The sequence below is a fragment of the Paenibacillus phoenicis genome (genome assembly GCF_034718895.1).
Classification (GTDB): Bacteria; Bacillota; Bacilli; order Paenibacillales; family Paenibacillaceae; genus Fontibacillus; species Fontibacillus phoenicis.
This window is the reverse complement of the sequence record NZ_JAYERP010000001.1, coordinates 3,584,648-3,608,112: the sequence shown is the minus strand read 5'-3', so window position 1 is coordinate 3,608,112 and position 23,465 is coordinate 3,584,648. Positions and strand designations below refer to the sequence as shown.

The following is a 23,465-nucleotide window of genomic DNA, read 5'->3' as shown; positions in this document are numbered from 1 at the left end:
TACTATTTTTAATTGGTGTAATTCAATTTATAAGTGGTGGGTCATAACCTTTTAGAACGGAGATACCATGATATATCATTTTTCACGGAACTTTATTCCCCCCTTATTTAGGGGGGCTTTTTTTTCTCATTTACAAGCTAACTGCACATTGTAGCTTATAATCAGTCTTACGCTAGGAGGTCCTCTCTGACTTTATCCAAAATGTTCCCCTTAAGATTCTTTCATGGACGGTTGTACGTTTTCTTGCGTTCCTCGGGTTCCCTTCAGCTTTGCTTCGCCTCGGCGATTTGGCATGAAGATCGTCACCGCCAGGATCACGATGCTCAGGATTCCCATGCAAAGATAAGCGTCGTTGGTTCCTAGAATGGTCGACATCTCTTTCAGCTGTGCCTTAGACAAGGTTTGACCGGAATGCATCAGCTCGGCGGCATGACTTTTGGTTCGCGTGGTATAAATGGTGACCACCAAGGCTGTTCCGATCGCACCGGCGACCTGACGGACCGTGTTCGTTACGGCCGAACCGTGGGCATTTAGCTGCTTCGGCAGAGCGTTGAGTCCCGCGGTATTTAGCGGCATCGTTAAGAAGCTCAAGCCGATGCGCAGTACAATCGTACGGAATACCAGGTACGTATACGACGTTGTTTCCGTTAAATGCGTAACGCCCCAAATCGCCGGAATCGTAAACAACAGCCCGATAATCGCAATCGGCTTGACCCCGAATTTATCCAGCAAACGTCCGGAAACCGGCGACAATAACGCATTAATTAAAGCCCCTGGCAGCAGCAGCAAGCCGGTGTCCAGCACCGAGAAGCCCCGACTGGTCTGCAAGTAAATCGGCAACAGGATCATATCCGCATACATCACCATTATAATCATAATGCTGATGATCGTGGTGACGGAGTACATCTTTTCCTTAAATACTCGCAAATCCATCAGCGGTGTGGACGAAGTAAACTGCCTCCAGCAGAACATGAACAGGAAAATACCGCCGACAATCAGACACGCCAGCACTTCGGCACTCCCCCAGCCTTTATTTCCTGCACTGCTGAAGCCAAAAAGAAGACCGCCGAACCCCAGCGTCGAGTAGACCATGCTAACCAGGTCCAGCTTAGGTTTCGAGGTCTCCGAGACATTCACCATATATTTCAACGCTAACGGAATGACGATCGCAACCAGCGGCAGCATCCCGATAAAAATCCACCGCCAGGAAAAATGCTCGATCACCAAGCCGGCCAAAGTCGGGCCAATCGCCGGGGCTACGATCATCGCGAGACCGATGAGTCCCATCGCTGCGCCGCGCCCTTCCTTCGGGAAGATCACCATCACGACCATCATCAACAGCGGCATGATAATGCCCGCCCCTGCGGCTTGAATCAACCGCCCCGTTAATAGAAACGGAAAGCTGGGAGCGACGGCGCTAATGAACGTTCCGGCGAGCAGCAAGAGCATGGAGCTAATGAACAACTGCCGGGTCGTGAATCGTTGCATCAGAAAAGCTGTAATCGGCACGAGGATCCCGTTCACCAGCATGAAGCCGGTAATCAGCCATTGCACGGTCGTGGCCGAAATGGCGAATTCCTTCATTAAGTCGGGCAAGGCGACATTCAGGATCGTTTGGTTCAAGATCGATAAGAACGAGCCCAAGAGCAGGACGGGCATCAGGATTTTTTTATTCACATTTGGTGTTGCGGTGTTCACGGTGTTGCTCCTTTCACAAAGGGGAATTCATTGACGGGCAGTCAAGTAATTGATATTCTGTCGATAAAAAATACTACCACGCAACGATTCAAAAGACCATTTACACATTCCGCCGAAGTGTAGACTAATCAACAGTTGACCGGGTCTGTGTTGAATAATTTGCAGATGATCGTCAAAGGAGAAACGAAATGTCGAGCAATAAGGAGGGCAAGGTGGACCCCCGCGTCATTCGGACCAAGCGAATGTTCCGGGAGGCGTTGATCGCATTGCTGCAAGAGAACAACGATCTGCGCAAAGTCACCGTGCAAGGCTTGGCCGATCGGGCGGGGTTAAACCGCGCTACGTTTTACTTGCATTATCGCGATGTGGAGGATTTGCTGGAGCAGCTGACGAAGGAAGTGTTAGACGAGTTGGCCCGGAGAATTCACCCGCTCACCGAGGGCGGTCCGACGAAGGACAACAATCCGCTCGTTTCCTTTCTGGAGGAGATTTATGAGAACGCGGCGTTATTCCAAGTGCTGCTCGAAAATAAAGAGTTCCGCCATCAACTGTTCGAGATCATGATGAACATCGTATCGACGCGGCGGGAGCGCAGGAAGCCGGCAGATCCCTCCAAGCAAGTTCCGATAGAGGTCATTGCCGCATCGACGCTGGGGATCGTCACCTGGTGGATTGAGGAAGGTACCCCTTATAGTCCGAGCTATCTAGCGAACCAAATCAATCAATTGTATCGAAGAAGCAGTCCATCGAAGGCTTGAGGGTCATGTTGAGCGTGCTCTATCGTTTACCTATGGGATATGAGAAAAAGGAGGAGAGGCAAGTGTCGGCAGGAATTTTGGCGCATTTGTTGGGGAAGCAGCCTTTTCGAGAGTTGGCGGCGAAGGTGGCCGCCTATGAATTTCCTTATGTGCAGTTGGCGTTGTCCAAAGCCATTTCGGACGTGGATTGCTCGCTGGGCAAATTAAGCCCGGGCTTGGCTTCTGAGATCGGCGGCGCGTTTGCGGACCACCGTGTGCGGATCGCCGTGCTGGGCTGTTATGCCAGCCTGATCGACTTGGATGAGGAGAGCTACCGGCACAATGTGGACCGGTTCAAGGAGCATCTGCGCCATGCGCGGCATTTTGGTGCGCCGATCGTGGCGACGGAGGTTGGCAAGCCGGCGGACCCGGAACGATTGCCGGAGTATTGGGTGCGCCTCAACCGCGCATTGGAGGAGCTGGTCGATGAAGCCGAACGCTGGGGCGTCACCATCGGCCTTGAAGCGGCCCAAGGGCACTTGATCGACTCGCCAGAGACGATGGCGCAAACGCTGGAACGCTTCCCCTCCTCCTGTGTGGGCGTCGTTCTCGACCCATGCAATTTGATGAATGCCGCTAACTTCGACCGCCAGGACGAAGTGATCCAGACGGCCTTCGATCTGCTGGGCTCGTGCATCGTCAGCGCCCATGCCAAGGATCTGCGACGCGGCGCAAACGGCGAATTGATAGAAACCGCCGCAGGACTAGGGGAGCTGAACTACCCGCTGTTTTGGAGGCTGCTGGAGCAGCATAAGCCCCTTAGCTTCGTGACACTGGAGGCGGTGACGGAGGAGCAGTGTGCTGAAGCAGCAAGGTTTGTACGAGAGGGGAGAGGCCAAGGATGAGGCATACGAAAGAGAGTTTAATCCGCCAACTGGAGGCCCTAGGGTTGGACAGTGCAGGAACCGTGCTAGTCCATTCCTCCATGAAAAGCCTAGGTGAGGTAGAGGGCGGCGCAGATACAGTTTTGGATGCGTTTTCAGAGTATATGTCGCAGGGGCTGCTGGTGTTCCCCACGCATACTTGGTCATATATCAATAAGGATCGCCCCCGATTTGAGGTGGAGCATTCGCCGGTGTGCGTTGGCATTCTGCCGGAGCTGTTCCGCAAGAGACCCGGCGTCATCCGGTCGTGGCATCCCACCCATTCGGTCGCCGCGTTAGGATGGGACGCTAAGGCGTTTACGGCGGAGGATCATCTGTTTGATACGCCTTGTGCCCGAGGATCCTCGTGGGGGAAGCTGCTCGACCGCAAAGCGACAATTCTGCTCGTTGGGGTCGATTTGAGACGGAATACCTTCATCCATGGGGTCGAGGAGTGGGTGGATATCCCGGGAAGACTCACGGACGATCACGAAATGTTGTACACAATCACGCCGGACGGTGCAGAAATTCCGGTCCCTTCCCGCAGACATTGCGGGTTGCCTTGGTCGGAGCATTTTTGGAAGGTGGAAGAAGTGCTTGAGCATCGAGGTGCCTTGCGCAAGGGGAAATTGGGAGATGCCGTGGTACGGGTCTGCGATGCGGCCGGCGTGGCGGAAGTGATTACGGAAATGTTGAAGGAGGAGCCGGATTTGTTCTCCGATAACGAACCGCTTAAAGATCCGGGACGCTGGATGGGAGGCCGGTCGGAATGAACCGGAAGGAGGAGAATCAGATGAAGACGATTACCGTACAGAAGCTGGTGGACACGTTTAAATTGGAAGTGCTCGCAGGGGCGGAACGGATGGATCGGGAGATTACTCGTCCTCGGACGCATCGGCCGGGGCTGGAGTTCGTGGGATATTTCGATTTTTTTCCAATGAATCGGGTGCAGGTGTTGGGCCGTAAGGAGATCAACTACCTCTTGACGTTAAGCGTGGAGGAACGCAAGCTGCGGATCGGGAACATCGTGAAATATCACCCTCCGTGCTTTATCGTGACGTCCGGGCAGCAGGAGATTCCATATTTAGAGCTGTACTGCGAGGAGGAAGGCATTCCGTTGCTGCGTACGGAAGAGACAGCGACGGAGTTTATCGCCAAGCTGGACAGTTATTTGGTTAAGGCGCTGGCTCCGGAGATCTCGATCCATGGGGTGTGCGTGAACGTCTCGGGGATCGGCATCCTGCTACGCGGCAAGTCTGGCATCGGCAAGAGCGAAACAGCGCATACCCTGATTCGCAGAGGGCACCGTTTGGTCGCAGACGATATTGTCGTGTTAAAAAAATTAAGCCCAACCACGCTGCTCGGAACCCATAACGAAACGACCCGCGAATTCCTGGCTCTACGCAGCATCGGGCTGATCAACGTGGTACGGCAGTATGGACGTCGGGCTTTTCAGGATGAGACACGGATTGTCTTGGATATCGAGCTGGTGCCGTGGCAGGAACATGCCCTCAACAACGAACTGGAGACGGTGCCGCAGTGTACGGAATACTTAGGGGTCCAAATCCCGCACATCGAAATCCAGCTCCAACCCGGCCGGGATGTCGCCGGCCTGATCGAGGCCGCTGCGAACAACTGGTACCTGAAGCAGCTCGGCTACAGCGCTGTGGATGAGTTTATGAAACGGATCGAGGAGGAGATGGGGTCGTAGGGGCTGCTGGCGAGCTCCTATGATCCCAACGAACCCAATGGTGAGTGAGGGAGGTTCAACGCAAAGATGATGTGGAAAGTGAATGGAGTTAGCGTGCTGTATGCTTTTTCCCTATTTGTTCAAGTGGAGCTTCTGATGAATGTGTATCGGCTTGAAAGAGTTACCGGAATCGCCCATATGGATCGTTATGTACCTGTGGCGGTGTTCCTGCTCATTGTTCTGTTCTCCATCCTCGCTTATGTTCTGACGAAGTTCCAGCTAAGCCCGGGGAAACGAAAATACCTGGCAACGATCTTGTGGATTCCTTATTTCCTGCTATTCATCAAAGGGTTTGCCTCCGCCTATCCGATCACCGATCCCCAAGAGGTGCCGCTTCCGGGGATGGGGTTGGTCATGATCGCTGCGTGTGGATTGTATCCGTTTTATATTGCGGGTTTGACGTTTTGTGCGGATCTTAGAGCAAGAGAGGTCTGGTAGTGTTTGGCGAGGTTTAGTATTAAGCAGTAAGAAATGGGTTCAGAGGTTCACAATTTTGGGGGATTTTGTCTTTCTGAAGAGGACGATCGTATAGGACCTTTTCATCACCAGGCTTTTGGCGCTGTAATTGGGAATATAGTTTAGTTCGGCGGCGATTTTTTCAATCCGCTCACGAGTCTCTTTTTTGATCAGCGGGTTTCCGTTCAGCGCTCTTGATACGGTGGTATGCGAGACGCCGGCGACCCGCGCGATATCTTTAATAGTAACCATGGCACCTCGCTAAAAACGAAGATTACAACCTGCTGTTTGTGGATTCGACAAGCCGGGTGTCAATCGTCTGTGAAAATGTCACCTTAACTGTGCTATGAAAATGTCACTTTATTTGTTAGAGCCTCCTGTTTTACCAGGAGGTCTCCGCATAGCTGTTATGCTGTGAGTATATAGCATCTTGGAATGAGCTTCGTTTTGTGCTAAGCTTAGCCATGGTGTTTACCGTGGATCTCCACGGATGATCTACAGCGGGTTTGCGTGGCTGCGCAGAACTCGCTTTTTTTGTTTCTTCAGCCACTCGTTGAGGTTTTTCCGTCCTTTTTAAAGGTAAGGCTTGTCCTTGGTACCACAACAGAATTTCACCGTTTAAAGTCTCACGTACTTCGACTGTAGACTTGGCATCAAGTCGGAGAGGAATCGGTTTGGCGAGAGTGTAGATCTTTCCATTGTATGAAAGCGTGTTGCCAGTACCCATTTGGCGATATTCACGAACCGTGAAGATATGCCCAAGATGGACGGCAGAGTCAAGTGGTATATAAGCCGAGTCAGCTTCCTTCGGCAGAACGGCAAACTTGCGATTGTGCTTGTCGAGCAGAAGAGGAAGCACCTTATTTGCTTCATCCATCGACTTCACACCCAAGAGCCGCAGTTCAATCACCAGACGGTCCTGGAACGTTTTCCAGAGCCTTTCTATACGTCCCTTGGCTTGAGGCGTAATCGCCTTGATATGCTCAATATGTAGGTCAGCCATGGCTTTACCGAAATTGGATAGAGGTTTGGTTTTTCCGGCAAGCTCCTGCTCCACGGTGAGCTTCTCATTCGGCGATCGGAAGATGGTGTGCCGATCACTGTATAAACCAAGGGGTACACCATATTGCTCAATGCCCTGCTGCATCACCAAGAAGTAGCCTTCACGACACTCGTTCTTACGGAATACGGCACCGACGACAATGCCTGTCGCATCGTCAATGGCTGCGTGTAGTGCAAAGGCGGGGGCCCGGTTTTCAAGCCAGGCATAAGGTGTCGCATCAATTTGCCATAGCATTCCGGCCTGAGCCTTACGTTGACGAGGCGGATGTGCTTTACTGCGCCGTCTTGGTTTCACTTGTTTTATCCCTTGATCCAGCAGGATTCTACGCACACTCGAGGGGCTAATTTGTATCGCTTCATGTTCCTCTAACAACTCCGCATAATGACAACTGTTACTACCGTGATACTTCGTCTGATATAAGGTGACAACTTGTTCCTTTAGTTCATCGCTTAAAGCATATACCGGTTTCCTTCCTCGATTTTTATGAATGATTCCCTGCGCTCCTCCCTCAACACAATATTTCTTCTTCAGTCGAATAATCTGCCGCTCCGTCAGCCCTAGGGCTGCTGCTCCTTCTCTGTTTGTCATATGTCCCTCAAGGACTTTCTCCACCACAACTACCTTCTTTAGTTCTGTTCTTGTCAAAGTTAATGTCTCCTGTCCCATAGTGACATTATCTCAGAACAGTTATAGGGTGACATTATCACAGAAGAACAACAGGATTCGACAAGCCGGGTTGCTTTTTTTTCGCCGGCATGGTATATTTACAGCAAGAAATGTGGTACCGTTACCACATTCAAATAACAAATCTTAATTCTATATGTATAAATTTTCCGTGATATGTTATTTAAATTTTTGTGGTACCGATACCATGTTTAGCGGCGGGAGGGATTGTTATCGCAACGATTCGTGATGTGGCCAAATTGGCCGGCGTGTCCGTCTCGACCGTATCGCGTTATTTGAACAAAAGCGGTTATGTCAACGGGGAAACGCAGCGGTCGATCAAAGCCGCGATCGAGAAGCTCGATTATGCGCCGAATCAGGTGGCGCGGGGGCTGGCCGGAAAGAAGACGAAGACGATTGCGCTCATTTTGCCGGATATTTCGAACCTGTTTTTCTCGGATCTGGCCCGAGCGGTGGAGGACGTCGCCGCCACTTACGGATATACGGTGATTTTGGGCAATTCGGACGATCAGGGGGATAAGGAAAGACGATATATCGAAACGCTCAAGAAGAAATATATCGACGGCTTTATTTTCGCTTCCCAGACGTTCGGACCCGGCGATGCGGAAATGCTGACCAAGCTCGGCATTCCTTACGTTTGCCTGGACCGCGGCCCGTCGGAGCAAAGCTCCAGCGTCGTCCGATCAAAAAACAAAGAAGGCGCGGCGATGGCGGTTCGGCATCTGCTTGAGATCGGCTGCCGGAAAATCGCCCATATCTACGGCCCGCAGCATTTGATCACCGGAAAGGAGCGGCTGATCGGCTTTGAAGAGGAGGTGCAGCGGTTTAATTGGTACACGCCGACCTTGCTTGAAGAAGGCGACTTTCGGATTCGCGGCGGGATGAACGCGACCGAGCGGCTGATGCGGCGTCACCCTGATATCGACGGCATTTTTGCCGGCAACGATCTGATGGCGATCGGCGCATTGAAAGCGCTTAACCGCATGGGCATCAAAGTTGGCAAGCAGGTGGCGCTGTGCGGCTTCGACGGCATCCAGACGACGGAAATTACGGTGCCCGAGCTGACGACGATCGCGCAGCCGATTTATGAAATGGGCGCGCTGATTTCGCGCCTGCTGATCAAGAAGATCGAAGGCACGCTGGAGGAGGATCGGCTTTACGAGCTTGACGTGAAGCTGATCGCCAGAGACTCGACGTTGGCGTTTGATCCTAAATAAGATAAAGATACCCAATTTTCAGGAAGGATAGAGTGCGATGAATAAACCGAAAGTGGCGGTCATTGGCAGCTTGAATATGGATATTGTGGTGGAAACGCGCCAGCATCCGCAGGTTGGGGAAACGCTGCTTGGCGAACAGATTCGCTTCATCCCCGGGGGGAAAGGAGCGAACCAGGCGGTTGCGGCGGCGCGGCTTGGCGCGGAGACGGCGATGATCGGCGCGGTTGGCGAGGACGCTTTTGGCCGGGAACTGCTCGAAGCTCTGCGGCAGGATGGCGTTGACATCAGCGGCGTGAAGCGCCTGCCCGGCTGCACGACGGGCGTAGCTTCGATTTATGTCGCGGAAGGAGACAACAGCATCGTGGTTGTGCCCGGCGCAAACTACCGGGTGAGCCCGGAGGACATCGATGAGAACGAAGACAAGCTTCGCCGGGCGGATATCGTGCTGCTGCAGCTTGAAATTCCGGTGGACACCGTCTTCTACGCGGCGCAGAAAGCGAAGTCGCTCGGCAAGACGGTCGTGCTGAATCCCGCGCCCGCGCAGCCTTTGCCGCCGGAATTATTCGGCTATGTCGACTACGTTACGCCAAACCGTACGGAGCTAAGCCGTTACACCGGTATGGATGCGGACGGGACAAAGCTTGCGGCGGCGATGCGGCGTATGAAAGAGATGGAAGCTAAGCACATTATTACGACGCTTGGAGCGGACGGTTCCGCTTATTTGACGGAGGACGGCGAGGTGCGAACCGTCCCGGGCCATCAGGTTAAGGTGGTGGATACGACGGGAGCGGGTGACTGCTACAATGCCGGTTTGGCCGTATCGCTCGCTAAGGGACGGAGCTTGCGCGAAGCGGTTGAATATGCGGCGCTCGTATCCGCGCTCGCCGTTACGAAATTCGGCGCTCAGGCGGGCATGCCTTCCGAAGCGGAAGCGGAGCGGTTCGCCGCAAAGCTGAAAAACAAGACAGGAGAATGAGCGATGAAAAAAATCGGAATCATCAACAGCGAATTGTCAAGAGTGATCAGCGAACTCGGCCATACGGACACCATCGTCATTGCCGATTGCGGACTGCCGATTCCTCCCGGCGTAAGACGGATCGATCTGGCGCTGAAGCGCGGGGTGCCCGGATATGTGGAGACGCTGGAGACGATTTTGGAGGAAATGCAGGTGGAGCGGTACACGGTCGCCGCTGAAATGAAGGAGGCCAGCCCGGAATTGTACGAAAAGACGGCGCTTCTGCTTGAAGGGGCGGCCGAAGGCAACGTAACGCACGAGCGGTTCAAGCAGTTGACCCGCGAGGCCAAAGCGGTCGTTCGTACCGGCGAATGTACGCCGTACGCCAACGTAATTTTGCACGCGGGAGTCATTTTTTAGGATGGGGGGGCTATAGATGAATACGCCGCTTTTGGAGATGGAAGGAATCGACAAAAGCTTTTCCGGCGTAAAAGTGCTGGAGCAGGTGAAATTTACGCTTGAAGCCGGCGAAGTGCACGCCTTGATGGGGGAAAATGGCGCTGGAAAATCGACCCTGATGAAAATATTAAACGGCATCTATACGAAAGACAGCGGAACGGTGCGGGTTAAGGGCAAGGAGCGGTCCATTTTGTCGCCGTCGGCCGCGCAGGAGCTTGGCATCGTGATGATTCACCAGGAGCTGAATCTGATCCCGCATTTGACGGTGATGGAAAATATTTTTCTCGGACGGGAATTTACGCTTGGCCCCACCCGGCTGATCGATTGGCGCAAAATGAAGCGGGAGTCGGCCCGGTATTTGTCGCAGCTTGGGCTGATGATTCCTCCGGAGGCCATAGTCGGAGAATTGTCTGTTGGCCAGCAGCAGATGGTCGAAATCGCCAAGGCCCTGTCGATGAATACGGAAATTTTGGTGCTGGACGAACCGACGGCTGCGCTGACGAACCGGGAAATTGAAGGGCTGTTTCAGGTGATCGCTTCCTTGAAGCGGCAAGGGGTTGGGATGATCTACATCTCGCACCGGATGGAGGAGATTTTTCAGATTTGCGACCGGATTACGGTGATGCGGGACGGCCGCTATGTCGGAACGGAGAAGGTGGCCGAGACGAACATGGATCAAATCGTCAAAATGATGGTTGGCCGGGAAATCAAGGACCGTTTCCCTAAAGCGCACATCGATTTTGGCGAAGAGAAGCTTAGGGTGGAGAACCTCTCGCAAAAAGGTGTGTTGCACGGCATCTCCTTTTCCGTCCGGGCTGGTGAAATTGTTGGCATCGCCGGCCTGATGGGAGCGGGACGCACGGAACTGGCCAAAGCGTTGTTCGGGGTATCGCCCATCGACGGCGGAACGATTGCCATCAACGGCAAGAAGGTGCAAATCCGCAAGCCGAGCGATGCGATCCGGGCCGGATTGGCGCTAGTGACGGAGGACCGGAAAGACGAAGGGCTGCTTCTTGCAATGAGCGTCCGCGACAACTTGTCGATGACCAATTTGACAGCGGTTTCAAACGGCGGATTTCTCAGTGAGGCCAAGGAACGGGAACTGGCGGACACGATGATTCAGCGGCTTCGCATCAAAACGTCAAGCGGCGCGCAGGCGGTCGGCTCGCTTAGCGGAGGCAATCAGCAAAAGGTCGTCATCGGCAAGTGGTTGGCGACGAATCCGCAGGTGCTCATTTTGGATGAGCCGACAAGAGGCGTGGACATCGGCGCGAAAAAGGAAATTTACGATCTGATGAACAAGCTTGCGGCCGAGGGCGTCGCGATTGTGATGATTTCGTCCGAGCTTCCGGAAATTCTGGGCATGAGCGACAGAATTCTGGTCATGCATGAAGGAAAGCTGACGGGGCATTTTACGAGAGAAGAGGCAACGCAGGAAAAAATTATGATCTGTGCCACAGGGGGAGGAGAACAATATGCTAGCTAAAACGCCGGGCGCCCAAACGTTGAAACGGTTCAACTTGCAAGGGATCGGGCCGCTTATCGGGCTGGCGCTCATCATGATCGCGCTGTCGATTTTTGCCGACAATTTTTTGACGGTCAACAACTTGCTTAACGTGCTTCGCCAGGTCTCGATCAACGCTCTGATTGCGTTCGGGATGACCTTTGTTATTCTGACCGGCGGCATCGACCTATCGGTCGGCTCCATTTTCGCTCTATCCAGTGCGCTTACGGCGGGGCTTATGGCCGGCGGAATGAACACCTGGCTGGCCGTGGCCGTCGGGATTGCCTCCGGAGCGGCTATGGGCGCGGTCAACGGGCTTATCGTGGCGAAAGGACGGCTGGCTCCGTTTATCGTCACGCTGGCTACGATGACGATTTACCGCGGACTTACGCTCGTTTACACCGACGGGAAGCCGATTACCGGCTTAAACAAAGATTTTGCTCTGCTTGGAAAAGGGTACTTTCTGCAAATACCGACACCGATTATTTGGATGGTTCTCGCGTTTGCAGTGGTATACATCATTCTGAAACATACCACTTTCGGCCGGCGCGTATACGCGGTCGGAAGCAATGAGGAGGCGACATGGCTATCGGGGATTAGCACATCCAAAGTCAAATTGCTGGTCTACTCGATCAGCGGCCTGCTGGCATCGATCAGCGGCCTCATCCTCACCTCGCGGTTGAACTCCGCGCAGCCGACGGCAGGCGTCTCTTATGAGCTGGACGCCATCGCGGCGGTCGTGCTTGGTGGAACGAGCTTGTCGGGCGGCAAAGGCTGGATCGTCGGGACATTGATCGGCGCCGTCATTATCGGCGTGCTGAACAACGGTCTGAACTTGCTTAACGTATCGTCGTTCTATCAACAAGTCGTAAAAGGGGCTGTCATTCTGATCGCGGTGCTTCTCGACCGTTCGAAAACAAGAACAGCGTAAAAGCGCAAAATTAAACGAAAAGGAGCCTGGAAAAATGAAAAAGTATGGTATCGTATGGCCGCTAACGCTTGCTTTGTTTCTCTTGCTTGCCGCGTGCACGACAGGGAATGAAGGCGGGACGGCAGGCAACGCCGGGAATGCCGCTGGCAAGGGGGATAACGGCGGCAAAGTGAAAATCGGTTTGTCGATCTCCACGCAAAACAATCCGTTTTTCGTCACTTTGAAGGAAGGCGCGGAGAAAGCGGCTCAGGCCGCCGGCGCGGAACTGATCGTCGTCGATGCGCAAGACGACACCTCGAAACAAATCAGCGGCATCGAAGATTTGATTCAGCAACAAGTGGATGTGATCCTCATTAATCCTACCGATAGCGACGCCGTCGTGACGGCGGTAGAATCGGCCAACAACGCCAATATTCCGGTCATTACGGTAGACCGGGCGGCAAACGGCGGCACCGTCGTATCGCACATCGCTTCCGACAACGTAGCGGGCGGCAAAATGGCCGGGGAGTTCATTCTTGAAAAACTCGGCGGCAAAGGGAACATCGTTGAACTGCAAGGCATTGCCGGCACATCGGCAGCGCGGGATCGCGGCGAAGGTTTCCACAGCGCCGTGGACGGCAAAGACGGCGTGAAAGTCGTCGCTTCGCAGCCGGCCGATTTTGACCGGGCCAAAGGGCTGACGGTTATGGAAAATATTTTGCAAAGCAACAGCGACGTTCAGGCGGTATTCGCCCACAACGACGAAATGGCGCTCGGGGCGCTGCAGGCGATTGAAGCCGCAGGCAAAAAAGACATTATCGTCGTCGGTTTCGACGCCACGGACGACGCGGTAAGCGCCGTGAATAGCGGCACGATGGCGGCTACGGTAGCGCAAAAGCCGGAATTGATCGGCCAGAAGGCGATCGAAACGGCGATGAAAGTGGCCGCAGGCGAGCAGGTAGAAAGCTCGATTCCGGTCGAGCTGGAGCTTGTGACTAAGCAATAACGCGGAAGCCGCCGCTGGCGAATGGGTGAAAGAGATCGCCCCAAGCCCCGAGCTGCGCAAATAGTTTAACCATCAGCCGGAGCGGTTTGCCGATTTTAGCAAAAGCTAGATTATAAAAACATTCGTCTGGGGGAAGGTTCACCCTGCAAACGTTCGTGATTGTAAAATTCAATATAATCAGCGAGGTTTGTTTTGAACTAAGAAAAGAATGGACAGGCTTGCGCCCCAATGCGGGTCATGTGAATGAATAACGCTTGAACTGTGGTTGCCCCCATTCTTTTCTATCCTTATCTAATTGTGAACACGAACCAACGTCAGGAAACGGTGCGATTTGTGTGCAACGGGCGGTTTGTGAGGTAAGGGTGGACGAGCTATATGGAGCCTGAATCAGCCGGTCCGAGGGGGCCGGTTTTCTGCTTCTTCTGGATTCGGAGTCTTGAGTGTTGCCGTTTTAGTGAAAAAATATGAATACCTCATCAGCACAAGATAAATACTCCTGAATATGAAGAGCAGAGCAAATCTTGGATTGAAAAGAGAATGTTCTACTTATCGGATTGATCGGTTCTTGTTCTACTGAATAATGTCATTAAATATGGAAATCAACATTTCTGGCAGCGTGTCGGCAAACAATTCTTTTAGGGCAGACTGAACATCCGCCATTGTTTTTAAATCGTTGTCTTTAATGAAGGCTTTCACTTGATCTCTGCTGAACTTTGGGGCCACTGTGTTCATCCTTTCCATCCAACTTTTCTCCTAGTTTAATAGATTGGTTGGAGAGTTTACACAGTTTATTTTACAGACCCTGGTTAGTTGAAGTTAATTACCATCCACCCACTGCTTCCGCGAACATCTCAAATTGCTTGTCTTCCGTATACTCATTTGTTATGCGACCCTCAGAGGTATAAGATAGCCCATTATGACGTGTATAAATATACAAATTATCTTGAACTTTTGTATACAATAGCTCAAGGTTATTTATATTTTTAGTTTGCATCTCATTAGCGTGCTCAACTTCAACTTTGCTTATGGATATCGTTAAAACTTTCTCACCATCATAAGGACCATAAATTATCGATACGTTTGAATCCGTATTTACATTTTTAGTGAGTTTTCCCTTCTCATCCGTGTACGAAATAATGACAGTATTTCGGAGCCCTTCTTCTGTCTCTTTGTCAAGATTAACAAGGACTTCTTTTACTTCCAAACCCTGAATAACTGGTACTTTTGCAGTATCAATATATTCTTTTATCATGTCATTCGTTTTTGTAAGATTATCTTTTGAAGAACAACCTAAAATTGTCATTAGCAATAAAACAACCACCATAACTTTTTCTTTTTTCATGGTTCCTCCTTGTACTAAAATTGTTATCAGGACCTAGTTTTAAGGTCCTGATAATTTAAAACTATTTTATCGAATTTATAAAATTCAAAATTTGTGATTCCTCAATTCCATATTTAGCAACAACGAAATGACTTGCTCCATTTGAAAACCAATTATACACTCTAATTCCCTTCTCTTTACTTTCTAAATACTGTCCCTGAACTCCGTTAATTTCAATTTGTTGAACGTTTTTGTCAACTAGTTCAATTTCCATCTTTTTAGTGGTATAATCTATCCATTTTGTTGGGTCCTTTTGATCTCTATACCTAATTGTTACTTCTTTTACGGAATCTTCATCAAAATTATGCAGTGAATTCCTAATTATTGCTGGTGGTTCATTATAAATAACACTTTCTTGTTTAAAGTTATCAGGTAAAAGAGTTGGTAGTTGCAGATCAATATTATCCATCAAATCTTTTGCTTTTTTCACGTAGATCTACGATTTTATAAATGCCATATTGAGCACCAAATGGCTTACTAGCCCCATTACTTGTTTTTACATTAAAAAATCTCAATGTAGTAGGTGTATTACTATTTCCTTGCGCAGTTTCTGACCTCCAATAGGAATAAGCCAAATCATCAGTATAACCTGAACCGTTATTTGCAGTGCCATATGTAGCCTTACTGGAGTTTGGATAAAATATACCCTGTAAATCAGCGTAAGCGTTAGTAGCGTATAATAAAGACGAAATTAGTGCCGCTGATAGTACGGCGAATAAATAAGCGAGCTTGTTTTCTAAATTAAATTCATTTTTAATTCTTTCCAACATTTGCTTAGCCTCCTCCTTAAATAATTTTAAGTTATTAACATTCATGCCCTAGGTACTTACACCCCTCCTTTCTATCTTTCTTTATGACTTTTTAATAATCCCATATATATTATAACAAAGTAAATAATTGTCATTTGTCGAAAAAAAGATGTTTTTATATGGGATTAAAGAATCATTTATTAGAAAAAATGTGTCAATTTTCGACAGTTCATATTCGAAATTAATGTTATTGGAGAAGCTCCATCTACGAATTTAAAATTATAAGGATATAATTCAATCACCCAAAATTAGTTTTTGATTGCGTAACAGGCAAAATAGTTTTTATAACTTTAAAAAAATTTTTTATGGTAGATTTTGGATTAATAAAATGCAAATAGATTTAATTATTATGAGGCACTTTAAATTTTCTCTAATCTCCTAAAAATGTGTCCCTCTAAACCCATTTCTTACTGCTTAATACTAAACCTTGCCAAACACTACCAGACCTCTCTTGCTCTAAGATCCTCACAAAACATCAAACCCGCAATATAGAACGGATACAACCCACACGCCGCGATCATGACCAACCCCATCCCCGGAAGCGGCACCTCTTGGGGATCGGTGATCGGATAGGCAGAGGCAAATCCTTTGATGAACAGCAGGAAATAAGGAATCCACAAGATCGTTGTTAGGTACTTTCGTTTTCCTGGGCTCAGCTGGAACTTCGTCAGAACATAAGATAGGATGGAGAACAGAACAAAGAGAAGGAGCACCGCCACAGGAACATAACGATCCATATGGGCGATTCCAGTGACTCTTTCCAGCCGATACACATTCATCAGAAGCTCCACTTGAACACATAGAGAAAAAGCATACAGCACGCTGACTCCGTTCACTTTCCACAACATCTTTGCGTTGAACCTCCCTCACTCACCATTGGGTTCGTTGGGATCATAGGAGCTCGCCAGCAGCCCCTACGACCCTATCTCCTCCTCGATCCGCTTCATAAACTCATCTACCGCGCTGTAGCCGAGCTGCTTCAGATACCAGTTGTTCGCGGCGGCTTCGATCAGGCCGGCGACGTCCCGCACTCCTATAGCTCGTTATATTTGGTCATCTTGCCAAAAGACTTCTCCACCGGATATTTGGCGCCGTTCCGCCGCATTTTGTTCCGAATGATGTCTTCGATGTCGAGGTCCAGCGCATCGGCCAGATAAATCGAGTAGATCAGGCACGTCGGCCAGTTCGTCGGCGATTTCTTGTTTTTTCTGCGATACCGCGTCTTCAGACGATTTCCATTGGAAATTCTCCAACAGCTCGGATGCCTCGAGGCTTAGCGAAATCGCCAAATCCTTCGGATTGTGGAATTGCGCCCAATTCCACTCCGGGTTACTTTGAAATGGTCCAAGTCATGGATGCTGAAGTTATTTAGCGCCCACTGCTTCCGCGAACATCTCAAATTGCTTGTCTTCCGTATACTCATTTGTTATGCGTCCCTCAGAGGTATAAGATAGCCCATTATGACGTGTATATATCAACAAATTATCTTGAACTTTAGTATACAAAAGCTCAAGGTAATTTATATTTTGGTGAGTCTGTCAAGAATTTTGTGTAAACCCTCCTAGTGAAAATGCCGGAATCAATTAACGTAGATGGGGGCCGATGCGATCCGGAAAGAAAACGGAGAGCTGCAGCAAGATCTGTCCCCAATTCTGGACACGGCCTGTCCACTTGCGAGTAACATCCATCGTAGCGAGATAAAGCATCTTGAGTAAGGATTCGTCAGATGGGAATATGCTCTTTCCCTTCGTGACCTTACGTAGTTGACGATGGTAGCTTTCAATCATGTTGGTCGTATAGATGAGCTTACGAATTTCCGGAGGATACTTGAAGAAAGTTGCAATCTCATCCCAGTTTGTGCGCCAAGAACGCACGATCAGCGGATACTTATTGCCCCAGGTCTCCTCGAATCGATCAAGTTCTACTAAGGCCATGTCCTCCGTTGCAGCCTTGTAGATGGGCTTCAAATCAGCCGTGACCTTCTTCAAATCCTTGTAGGATACATAGCGCGTTGAATTGCGAATCTGGTGGATCACACACTTCTGGATTTCCGTATTCGGATAGCAAGCGGTAATAGCCTGCGAAAAGCCGGTGAGATTATCCACACATGTAATGAGAATGTCTTGAACGCCGCGGTTTTTCAGATCATTGAGCATACTAAACCAAAACTTCGAGGACTCATTCTCCCCGATCCACATGCCGGGAACGTCCTTGTTTCCGTCGAGATCGATGCCGATGACCATGTAGGCTGCCTTATTTACGATCGCGCCGTCCTGCTTCACCTTAAAATGAATGGCGTCCATAAATACAACGGCATACACGCCTTGCAGCGGACGGTTTTGCCATTGTTTAACGAGGGGGATGAGCTTATTGGTCACGTTCGAGATCATCGTCGGAGACACGTCAATGCCGTACAGATGAGCTAAGTGATCTTGGATGTCCCGAGTGCTAACGCCTTTGGCATACATCGCAATGATTTGCTCTTCAATGCCGGTTACATTCGACTGATGCTTCTTTACGATCATGGGTTCAAACTCACCGTTACGATCGCGGGGCACACGAATCTCCTGTTCACGGTATTCGCTGGTGATCATCTTCTTGCTCTTCCCATTGCGACTATTCTTTGTCTGCTTATTTGCAACGTCGTGCTTAGCATAGCCCAGCTCATGATCAAGCTCCGTCTCCAACATTTCTTGCAGCGTGTCGGCAAATAATTCTTTTAGGGCAGACTGAACATCCGCCATTGTTTTTAAATCGTTGTCTTTAATGAAGGCTTTTACTTGATCTCTGCTGAACTTTGGGGCCACTGTGTTCATCCTTTCCATCCAACCTTTCTCAATCGATAAATAATCGAGCGGTTTTCTGAATTTCAGAGATTAAGGTTGTTTGTTGGCATAGGATGGCATGGACGGCGTCCTCCGCGTCAGTTTTTATATTTACATTTAGCTTGTCCAATGATAAACATTTCTCCTTTTAAGAAAATAAAGCGCTCCGAGGTTAAAGATAAGGGCGACTACCGCTTGAGTCACCATGCAGCCTTGGAGTGAGAGGTTCGGGTTGGCTCGATTCCACTGCATCAGATACAAAAATCCCTGACCGGTGCCTGTGGTAAACATGCCTTCAAGTTAGGGAATCCGCCGATATCCTGCTCACAGCGTGCCCACTGCCTATCGATTGGCGGGCCCTTATCTTGTAATTGGGCGCATGATACTTTACGTCCTCGTTTTGAATTCTCTTTACTCCGGTTTATCTATAATTTTATTTATGGATATATAGCATTAATCTAATGATAAATTATTTACGAGAACTGCAAGAAAAATGATTCCCACCGAAAAAGGGAAAGAGCTTTACACACAAGTGGTTCCTCTTATTGAAGCTTTGGAGGAGACTACACAAAAATTCAAAATGGAAAACTCATTAACCGTCCCCATGGTTAAAATCGGTACAGGATACGAATACTTCCGTGAGAATTTAGCTCGTAATTTAAATAAATTTCCATTTCGAGTTAATGCAACTTTTGGGGTGGCCTCCTATATTCTTGAATTACTGATCGAGGAAAAACTTGACATGATTATAACGTCCCAAAAAATCCCTGCCCCTGGCATTGAATATATCCATTATGTTCAAGAAGAATTTGTACTGGTTGCACCTTATCACTTTGAAGAACATCATTATGAAGATAAGGAACGCTTTGAAGCCTGGTTGTGTTCACAAGATTGGCTCAGTTATGGCAGTGAATTACCGATCATCAGAAGATTTTGGAGAGAATATTTTAAGAAAAGACCGCAAATGCAAATCAAACATGTTCTCCCGGATCTTCATTCAATATTGACGGCGATAGAACATGGAGCTGGAATCAGCATTCTTCCAAATTATATGCTAGAAAAATCTATTCACAATCATACCGTAAAAATAATCTATCCTGAGTTTAGAGTAACGAATGAACTATATCTGGCTTATCATATCAAATTTCGAAATTATCCCACGACGATAATGATTATTGATGCATTAAAGGAGAATTTACAAAATAATATCGATACGATTTAAAAAGACTATTTCCCGACAATATAAAATGCTAAGGCAAGCCAGAGAATTATGGTAAACTATAATCAACTAGCGCGATCGGCTATGCGGATATCCATTGAATAAGTCCAGCGGTATGATGTCAAGCTGTTGATTTAATCGAATTGGAAATTTCCCGTGCCTGTTGAGCGCGGAGTCACGAAAAAAGGGCGCATCAAACCAAACCCAGCCAAAAACCATGTCAGATACCAGATTTTTACTGGGAATTCGTGAAGGACTAAGGCAAAGGAGGCGTTAATCCTTGGCGCTATTCACCTTCCTTCGAGGCGTGTAGAGTTGGCCGCTGCGTAGCAGCACATCGACCAGACGCACGAGTTTTCTTGCCGTTAAGACGAGGGCGCGTTTGTGTTGATTCTTGGGCACTTCGTGATACTTCTTCCGGTAATATTCACCGAATTCTTCATCGCGCATCCTAACCGAGTTGGCAGCTTCAACGAGGTAGTAGCGCAGGAATCGGTTGCCGGATTTGATGCGGGCGGTGTCCTCCGCCTCGAAGACGCCGGACTGGTGCCTGCGCCACGTCAGACCCGCGTACTTGGCGACGGCGGCTTGATCCTTGAACCGTTCAATATCGCCGAGTTCGCCGAGCAGACCGGCTGCATAGACTTTGCCGATGCCGGGCACTGACAGCAAGCACTGAGCGCCTTGAATGCCGTCGAGGACCCGCTCGATCGCTTTGTCGAGATCCTTGAGCTGCTTCTGGATGCTGCGGATGGATTCGATGGAGGTGCCGAGCACCAGGTCAATCGAATCCTCCACGACCTTGGACAGCCGATAGGAGGCGCGGGCAGCTTGCTGAATGCAGCGGGCGACCCGCTCGGGATCGGGGAAACGATTGCGTCCCTTGTCCCGCAGATAGTCGGCCAGATCGGCCACGTCCATCTCGGCGATGTCATCGAGGCTGAACTTCTCGGAGAGCATCTCCATGAGCGCATGGCCAAACACGGAGCTGTCGACCTCGGTTGTAAACGCATTGCACTTGTAGAACAGGTTCTGCAAGAAGTACTGCTTCTCGCGAGCCAAGTTATGGACCAAGTGGAAACGCATGCGCGTGAGGCGTTGAAGGGCGACATACTGCTCCTGCATGACGATGGTGGTCGTCAGGCGGCCGAAGCGCAGGCGATCCGCAATGACCCAGGCGTCGAGCCGGTCGGTCTTGTCCATATCCGCATAGGCTTCTCTGAACTTGCTGATGAGCTTGGGGTTCAAGGTGAACACCTTGGCCTTGCGCTCTCGAAGCGCTGGATCCTGATGCAGGTACATGGCAGGGTGCCAGCTGTAGACGGAAGTGGCTTCCAAGCCGATGTGAATCTCGGTGACGGCCAACTTGTCCGCTGCAGCGACGATTTGGTCACGCAAGTGCGAGGCGCCATTCAAATTGTTTTTGACGGTGAGTGTCTCAAGCTTGTCACCGTCAGCGTTCATGAAACACGCTTCGAGCTCTTGCGAGCTCACGTCAATACCGACAAAAAGCTTCAAGTGAAATTCCTCCTTTCGCTAGGGATTCAGGGAATGGACGCTCCGGGATGCCTCCGGCGCACGCGCAGATCTATCACCCTCGCGTATGAGGACACACTTCGGGCCATGAGCTGCCCCGGATCTGCTAAAACCGGGCATGGGATGCCGAAGGGAACAGCCAGCGGGTAAGAAGCTCAGACGCGTACCGGAGAAACAGACTTAAGGAGTAGACGATGCTACTGGAGGCAGAAGGATTTCCCCGAATGGACCCTACGTTCCATTGTCCAGAGGCATACCGGAAAGTCCAGTCCCTGATGGAATTTTCAAAGAACAAGCTGGAAATTTGGAGGCTGTTTTCCATCCCCCGGGGGATGGAAATGAACCTAAAAGAGCTTTTTAAAGATACTATACGAGGAGGGTTTACGATGCAGTGGCAGGAGGTAAGAAAGCTGTTTCCCGATCAATTCGTCCTTCTTTCCGTTCTTGATTATCGCGAGGAAGAGGGAAAGAAGATTGTTACAGAAGTCGCCCCTGTAAGAACTGTTCCTGACCATGAGGCTAACAAGGCGTTCTTTAATGTGGAGCCAGGTCAGATTGTGTATCACACCTCAAACGAAGAATGTGTCATCCATATACGAAATAACCCGTTGGTTAGAATGAGGCATTAAGTATGGATATCCATTATGATGGCAACTTGCTTACGGTAGAGCTGACCGTACAATATCGTAGTCAATCTATGAAAATCTCGGACGTTATTGTTGACACAGGTTCTTCGCATACGGTATTCAGTCCGGATGTCCTGGAGAAAATTGGGGTTACTTATGAAAATGGTGATCCGGTTTACGAGGCGTATGGAATTGGTGGAACTGTCCCTTTTTACACGAAAATTCTTGACGAGATTATCATAGATTCTCTTAGATTGGAGCGAGTCGAAGTTGATGTAGGCATGCTGCCTAAGTCACATCAGGGATTGCTAGGCTTGGATATTTTACAAGCAAACGGTTTTGTCGTTGATTTGGACAAGCTTGAACTCAGATTACCTGAGTCAATCAGTTAAGTTATTAATTATTGGCTGAAGCATGGCATAATCCAATAATTAATATGAGGCGGTTCCCAATCAAAGGGGACTGCCTCTTTTTGTGTAAATGGATTGTGGTTCGAAATCAAAAACAGAATTGTAGAGTACAAATACTGGAGCCCTCCTATTTACAAACCAACGGTCGGTATTTATAATGAAGATACATCAAATTTGAAGAATTTTCCGGAGGGTTCGTGTTGAAACAGGAGGAGCGCAGACAACGGACGTTAAGACGGCTGATCGATGCAACGAAAGAGTTGATTCAGGAGAAAGGATGCCATTCGATTACGATGCAGGACATCATGAGCAGATCCGGCCTGTCCAAAGGCGCAATTTTTCATTATATCAACAGCAAGGACGATATCTTTGTGCTGATCCTGCAAGAGGGGCTTGAAGAAACGAACCGACGCTTCATGAATGAGATTGAGCAAGGACGTCGGAACTTTGATGATCCGATGCAGAAAATTAAGGACAGCATTGTTGAATTTGAAAACCCGCAGAACGTGACCAACAAAGTGCTTGTGTATTTGTTTGGCAAAGAAGAGGACCCGGCAGTTGCGGAGGCTTTGAAGCAGTTTTACGAACGGACCGTATTCTTATCCCAGCTCTGGATTGAAACAGGTCAGCAGCACGGCGTCATTCCCGAAACCGTTGAGGCGGACAAAACGGCGGAGTTGTTCACGCTGATGACACTTGGCTTCCGAATTCGCGCAAGAATTCCGAACGTGCAAGCGCTGGTTAATGCACAGGACTTAACTTCACTGATGACGGACATTTTGAACCCCGTCAGAGAACGGGAAGAGAAAGGGTGAGCGGTTGTGGGATTTTGGTTAACCTTGCATGTACTTGGTGTCTTATTGATGGTGGGAAATATCATAACGGCAGCATTTTGGAAAATCCGGGCAGACCGGACCGGAAATCCTCAAATCATGCACTATGCTGCTAAGAACGTGATGATCGCAGATTATATTTTTACGATTCCTGGACTTGTCCTGATCGTCCTTTCCGGCGGCATGATGACGGGGAGCCTGGGCTACTCCTTGACGGGGTTAAATTGGCTTACCTTCTCACTGATATTGTTTGCCGTGACCGGGCTGATTTGGCTGTTAATCCTCATTCCGATGCAGCGCAAAATGATTCGCCTGAGCTCCGATGACATCGAGAGTGGCACCGTCTCAGCGGCATATCGTAAGGCTTCTCGGAATTGGGCGGTTTACGGGACGATCGCTACTTTGCTTCCACTTGTGATTCTGTATCTAATGATCTCCAAAGGTTTCTAAGGACACGGGTTTTG

Annotated in this window: 25 protein-coding genes and 4 pseudogenes; 16 read left to right on the top strand and 13 right to left on the bottom strand. The window is 49.5% G+C overall.

Going from position 1 to position 23,465, the window contains the following annotated elements:
• Positions 1 to 210: 210 nt before the first annotated feature.
• Positions 211 to 1,659: an MDR family MFS transporter gene (locus tag U9M73_RS17145; protein ID WP_323079158.1), complete on the bottom strand. Its 1,449-nt coding sequence runs from the start codon at positions 1,657 to 1,659 to the stop codon at positions 211 to 213.
• A 227-nt stretch (positions 1,660 to 1,886) separates the two neighbouring features.
• Here U9M73_RS17145 and U9M73_RS17140 point away from each other — a divergent pair, with 227 nt between their 5' ends.
• The 5 genes from U9M73_RS17140 (at position 1,887) to U9M73_RS17120 (ending at position 5,546) form a co-directional block, all read left to right on the top strand.
• Positions 1,887 to 2,456, top strand: coding sequence for a TetR/AcrR family transcriptional regulator (locus tag U9M73_RS17140; RefSeq protein ID WP_323078232.1), 570 nt, complete (start codon positions 1,887 to 1,889; stop codon positions 2,454 to 2,456).
• Positions 2,457 to 2,518: 62 nt separating this feature from the next.
• A complete protein-coding gene (locus U9M73_RS17135) occupies positions 2,519 to 3,340 on the top strand; it encodes a sugar phosphate isomerase/epimerase family protein (protein WP_323078230.1) in 822 nt (273 codons plus the stop codon).
• Positions 3,337 to 4,131, top strand: a complete 795-nt coding sequence (locus U9M73_RS17130; protein ID WP_323078229.1) for an AAC(3) family N-acetyltransferase — start codon at positions 3,337 to 3,339, stop codon at positions 4,129 to 4,131. Before U9M73_RS17135 ends, U9M73_RS17130 begins: the two co-directional genes overlap by 4 nt.
• A 20-nt stretch (positions 4,132 to 4,151) precedes the next feature.
• Entirely contained in the window at positions 4,152 to 5,069 is a 918-nt protein-coding gene (hprK, locus tag U9M73_RS17125) for an HPr(Ser) kinase/phosphatase (protein ID WP_260070448.1), read from the top strand.
• Between the two features lie 66 nt (positions 5,070 to 5,135).
• Positions 5,136 to 5,546, top strand: coding sequence for a hypothetical protein (locus U9M73_RS17120; RefSeq protein WP_016314447.1), 411 nt, complete (start codon positions 5,136 to 5,138; stop codon positions 5,544 to 5,546).
• Positions 5,547 to 5,621: 75 nt separating this feature from the next.
• Here U9M73_RS17120 and U9M73_RS17115 read toward each other — a convergent pair.
• Together U9M73_RS17115 and U9M73_RS17110 are read right to left on the bottom strand one after the other, a co-directional pair.
• Positions 5,622 to 5,816: pseudogene (locus U9M73_RS17115) on the bottom strand (LacI family DNA-binding transcriptional regulator); the annotation flags it as partial.
• Positions 5,817 to 5,946: 130 nt separating this feature from the next.
• Positions 5,947 to 7,272, bottom strand: coding sequence for an ISNCY family transposase (locus U9M73_RS17110; RefSeq protein ID WP_323076815.1), 1,326 nt, complete (start codon positions 7,270 to 7,272; stop codon positions 5,947 to 5,949).
• 269 nt (positions 7,273 to 7,541) lie between these two features.
• Here U9M73_RS17110 and U9M73_RS17105 point away from each other — a divergent pair, with 269 nt between their 5' ends.
• From U9M73_RS17105 to rbsB, 6 genes are read left to right on the top strand one after another with little or no spacing between them, the layout of a single operon-like run.
• Complete coding sequence (locus tag U9M73_RS17105; protein ID WP_084770884.1) at positions 7,542 to 8,528, top strand: LacI family DNA-binding transcriptional regulator; 987 nt, start codon at positions 7,542 to 7,544, stop codon at positions 8,526 to 8,528.
• A gap of 37 nt (positions 8,529 to 8,565) precedes the next feature.
• A complete protein-coding gene (rbsK, locus tag U9M73_RS17100) occupies positions 8,566 to 9,504 on the top strand; it encodes a ribokinase (RefSeq protein WP_323078225.1) in 939 nt (312 codons plus the stop codon).
• A gap of 3 nt (positions 9,505 to 9,507) precedes the next feature.
• Positions 9,508 to 9,903 carry a D-ribose pyranase gene (gene rbsD, locus U9M73_RS17095; protein ID WP_016314443.1) on the top strand — a complete coding sequence of 132 codons (396 nt, stop codon included), beginning with the start codon at positions 9,508 to 9,510 and terminating at the stop codon, positions 9,901 to 9,903.
• A 16-nt stretch (positions 9,904 to 9,919) separates the two neighbouring features.
• On the top strand, positions 9,920 to 11,428 hold the full coding sequence (locus U9M73_RS17090) for a sugar ABC transporter ATP-binding protein (protein ID WP_323078222.1): 1,509 nt from the start codon (positions 9,920 to 9,922) through the stop codon (positions 11,426 to 11,428).
• On the top strand, positions 11,418 to 12,377 hold the full coding sequence (locus U9M73_RS17085) for an ABC transporter permease (RefSeq protein ID WP_009223460.1): 960 nt from the start codon (positions 11,418 to 11,420) through the stop codon (positions 12,375 to 12,377). The genes U9M73_RS17090 and U9M73_RS17085 overlap by 11 nt, the downstream gene beginning before the upstream one ends.
• Positions 12,378 to 12,411: 34 nt before the next feature.
• Complete coding sequence (rbsB, locus tag U9M73_RS17080) at positions 12,412 to 13,362, top strand: ribose ABC transporter substrate-binding protein RbsB (RefSeq protein WP_009223461.1); 951 nt, start codon at positions 12,412 to 12,414, stop codon at positions 13,360 to 13,362.
• 110 nt (positions 13,363 to 13,472) lie between these two features.
• On the opposite strand, the pseudogene U9M73_RS22275 reads toward rbsB, so the two are convergent.
• The 9 genes and pseudogenes from U9M73_RS22275 to U9M73_RS17040 form a co-directional block, all read right to left on the bottom strand.
• A pseudogene (locus U9M73_RS22275) lies at positions 13,473 to 13,556 on the bottom strand (hypothetical protein); the annotation flags it as partial.
• A gap of 376 nt (positions 13,557 to 13,932) precedes the next feature.
• Positions 13,933 to 14,103, bottom strand: coding sequence for a hypothetical protein (locus tag U9M73_RS17075; RefSeq protein WP_016314439.1), 171 nt, complete (start codon positions 14,101 to 14,103; stop codon positions 13,933 to 13,935).
• A gap of 79 nt (positions 14,104 to 14,182) precedes the next feature.
• Positions 14,183 to 14,704 carry a hypothetical protein gene (locus tag U9M73_RS17070; RefSeq protein ID WP_323078218.1) on the bottom strand — a complete coding sequence of 174 codons (522 nt, stop codon included), beginning with the start codon at positions 14,702 to 14,704 and terminating at the stop codon, positions 14,183 to 14,185.
• A 61-nt stretch (positions 14,705 to 14,765) separates the two neighbouring features.
• On the bottom strand, positions 14,766 to 15,173 hold the full coding sequence (locus U9M73_RS17065) for a hypothetical protein (RefSeq protein WP_323078217.1): 408 nt from the start codon (positions 15,171 to 15,173) through the stop codon (positions 14,766 to 14,768).
• Positions 15,145 to 15,513 (bottom strand): hypothetical protein, encoded by a 369-nt coding sequence (locus tag U9M73_RS17060; RefSeq protein WP_260070401.1) that lies wholly within the window; start codon positions 15,511 to 15,513, stop codon positions 15,145 to 15,147. The genes U9M73_RS17065 and U9M73_RS17060 overlap by 29 nt, the downstream gene beginning before the upstream one ends.
• Before the next feature lie 476 nt (positions 15,514 to 15,989).
• Complete coding sequence (locus tag U9M73_RS17055) at positions 15,990 to 16,400, bottom strand: hypothetical protein (RefSeq protein ID WP_260070400.1); 411 nt, start codon at positions 16,398 to 16,400, stop codon at positions 15,990 to 15,992.
• A 66-nt stretch (positions 16,401 to 16,466) separates the two neighbouring features.
• Positions 16,467 to 16,580, bottom strand: a pseudogene (locus U9M73_RS17050) (HPr(Ser) kinase/phosphatase); the annotation flags it as partial.
• Positions 16,581 to 16,585: 5 nt separating this feature from the next.
• A pseudogene (locus tag U9M73_RS17045) lies at positions 16,586 to 16,871 on the bottom strand (nucleotide pyrophosphohydrolase); the annotation flags it as partial.
• A 264-nt stretch (positions 16,872 to 17,135) separates the two neighbouring features.
• Entirely contained in the window at positions 17,136 to 18,368 is a 1,233-nt protein-coding gene (locus tag U9M73_RS17040; RefSeq protein ID WP_323078215.1) for an IS256 family transposase, read from the bottom strand.
• A 502-nt stretch (positions 18,369 to 18,870) separates the two neighbouring features.
• Here U9M73_RS17040 and U9M73_RS17035 point away from each other — a divergent pair.
• Entirely contained in the window at positions 18,871 to 19,599 is a 729-nt protein-coding gene (locus U9M73_RS17035; protein WP_323078213.1) for a substrate-binding domain-containing protein, read from the top strand.
• Positions 19,600 to 19,869: 270 nt separating this feature from the next.
• Here the strand turns inward: U9M73_RS17035 and U9M73_RS17030 are convergent, their stop codons facing one another.
• Positions 19,870 to 21,114 (bottom strand): IS110 family RNA-guided transposase, encoded by a 1,245-nt coding sequence (locus U9M73_RS17030; protein WP_016310842.1) that lies wholly within the window; start codon positions 21,112 to 21,114, stop codon positions 19,870 to 19,872.
• A gap of 212 nt (positions 21,115 to 21,326) precedes the next feature.
• Between U9M73_RS17030 and U9M73_RS17025 the strand changes: the two genes are divergently transcribed.
• The 4 genes from U9M73_RS17025 to U9M73_RS17010 all read left to right on the top strand — a co-directional run bounded on the left by U9M73_RS17025 (position 21,327) and on the right by U9M73_RS17010 (position 23,451).
• Complete coding sequence (locus U9M73_RS17025) at positions 21,327 to 21,761, top strand: hypothetical protein (protein WP_323078211.1); 435 nt, start codon at positions 21,327 to 21,329, stop codon at positions 21,759 to 21,761.
• Between the two features lie 2 nt (positions 21,762 to 21,763).
• The gene (locus tag U9M73_RS17020; protein ID WP_009223468.1) at positions 21,764 to 22,150 is read left to right on the top strand and encodes a retropepsin-like aspartic protease; all 387 of its coding nucleotides are present in this window, start codon (positions 21,764 to 21,766) and stop codon (positions 22,148 to 22,150) included.
• A gap of 218 nt (positions 22,151 to 22,368) precedes the next feature.
• Positions 22,369 to 22,983: a TetR/AcrR family transcriptional regulator gene (locus U9M73_RS17015; protein ID WP_323078210.1), complete on the top strand. Its 615-nt coding sequence runs from the start codon at positions 22,369 to 22,371 to the stop codon at positions 22,981 to 22,983.
• 6 nt (positions 22,984 to 22,989) lie between these two features.
• Positions 22,990 to 23,451: a DUF2269 family protein gene (locus U9M73_RS17010; RefSeq protein ID WP_323078208.1), complete on the top strand. Its 462-nt coding sequence runs from the start codon at positions 22,990 to 22,992 to the stop codon at positions 23,449 to 23,451.
• Positions 23,452 to 23,465: the final 14 nt, after the last annotated feature.

What these genes read in the sequence shown, in the direction of transcription:
- U9M73_RS17090 (WP_323078222.1), top strand. Translation starts at nt 9,920, where the DNA reads ATGAATACGCCGCTTTTGGAGATGGAAGGAATCGACAAAAGCTTTTCC.
- U9M73_RS17120 (WP_016314447.1), top strand. Translation starts at nt 5,136, where the DNA reads ATGATGTGGAAAGTGAATGGAGTTAGCGTGCTGTATGCTTTTTCCCTA.
- U9M73_RS17130 (WP_323078229.1), top strand. Translation starts at nt 3,337, where the DNA reads ATGAGGCATACGAAAGAGAGTTTAATCCGCCAACTGGAGGCCCTAGGG.
- rbsB (WP_009223461.1), top strand. Translation starts at nt 12,412, where the DNA reads ATGAAAAAGTATGGTATCGTATGGCCGCTAACGCTTGCTTTGTTTCTC.
- rbsK (WP_323078225.1), top strand. Translation starts at nt 8,566, where the DNA reads ATGAATAAACCGAAAGTGGCGGTCATTGGCAGCTTGAATATGGATATT.
- U9M73_RS17085 (WP_009223460.1), top strand. Translation starts at nt 11,418, where the DNA reads ATGCTAGCTAAAACGCCGGGCGCCCAAACGTTGAAACGGTTCAACTTG.
- U9M73_RS17025 (WP_323078211.1), top strand. Translation starts at nt 21,327, where the DNA reads ATGCTACTGGAGGCAGAAGGATTTCCCCGAATGGACCCTACGTTCCAT.
- U9M73_RS17145 (WP_323079158.1), bottom strand. Translation starts at nt 1,659, where the DNA reads ATGCCCGTCCTGCTCTTGGGCTCGTTCTTATCGATCTTGAACCAAACG.
- U9M73_RS17055 (WP_260070400.1), bottom strand. Translation starts at nt 16,400, where the DNA reads ATGTTGTGGAAAGTGAACGGAGTCAGCGTGCTGTATGCTTTTTCTCTA.
- hprK (WP_260070448.1), top strand. Translation starts at nt 4,152, where the DNA reads ATGAAGACGATTACCGTACAGAAGCTGGTGGACACGTTTAAATTGGAA.
- U9M73_RS17060 (WP_260070401.1), bottom strand. Translation starts at nt 15,513, where the DNA reads ATGTTGGAAAGAATTAAAAATGAATTTAATTTAGAAAACAAGCTCGCT.
- U9M73_RS17035 (WP_323078213.1), top strand. Translation starts at nt 18,871, where the DNA reads ATGATTCCCACCGAAAAAGGGAAAGAGCTTTACACACAAGTGGTTCCT.
- U9M73_RS17140 (WP_323078232.1), top strand. Translation starts at nt 1,887, where the DNA reads ATGTCGAGCAATAAGGAGGGCAAGGTGGACCCCCGCGTCATTCGGACC.
- rbsD (WP_016314443.1), top strand. Translation starts at nt 9,508, where the DNA reads ATGAAAAAAATCGGAATCATCAACAGCGAATTGTCAAGAGTGATCAGC.
- U9M73_RS17040 (WP_323078215.1), bottom strand. Translation starts at nt 18,368, where the DNA reads ATGAACACAGTGGCCCCAAAGTTCAGCAGAGATCAAGTAAAAGCCTTC.
- U9M73_RS17070 (WP_323078218.1), bottom strand. Translation starts at nt 14,704, where the DNA reads ATGAAAAAAGAAAAAGTTATGGTGGTTGTTTTATTGCTAATGACAATT.
- U9M73_RS17020 (WP_009223468.1), top strand. Translation starts at nt 21,764, where the DNA reads ATGGATATCCATTATGATGGCAACTTGCTTACGGTAGAGCTGACCGTA.
- U9M73_RS17075 (WP_016314439.1), bottom strand. Translation starts at nt 14,103, where the DNA reads ATGGAAAGGATGAACACAGTGGCCCCAAAGTTCAGCAGAGATCAAGTG.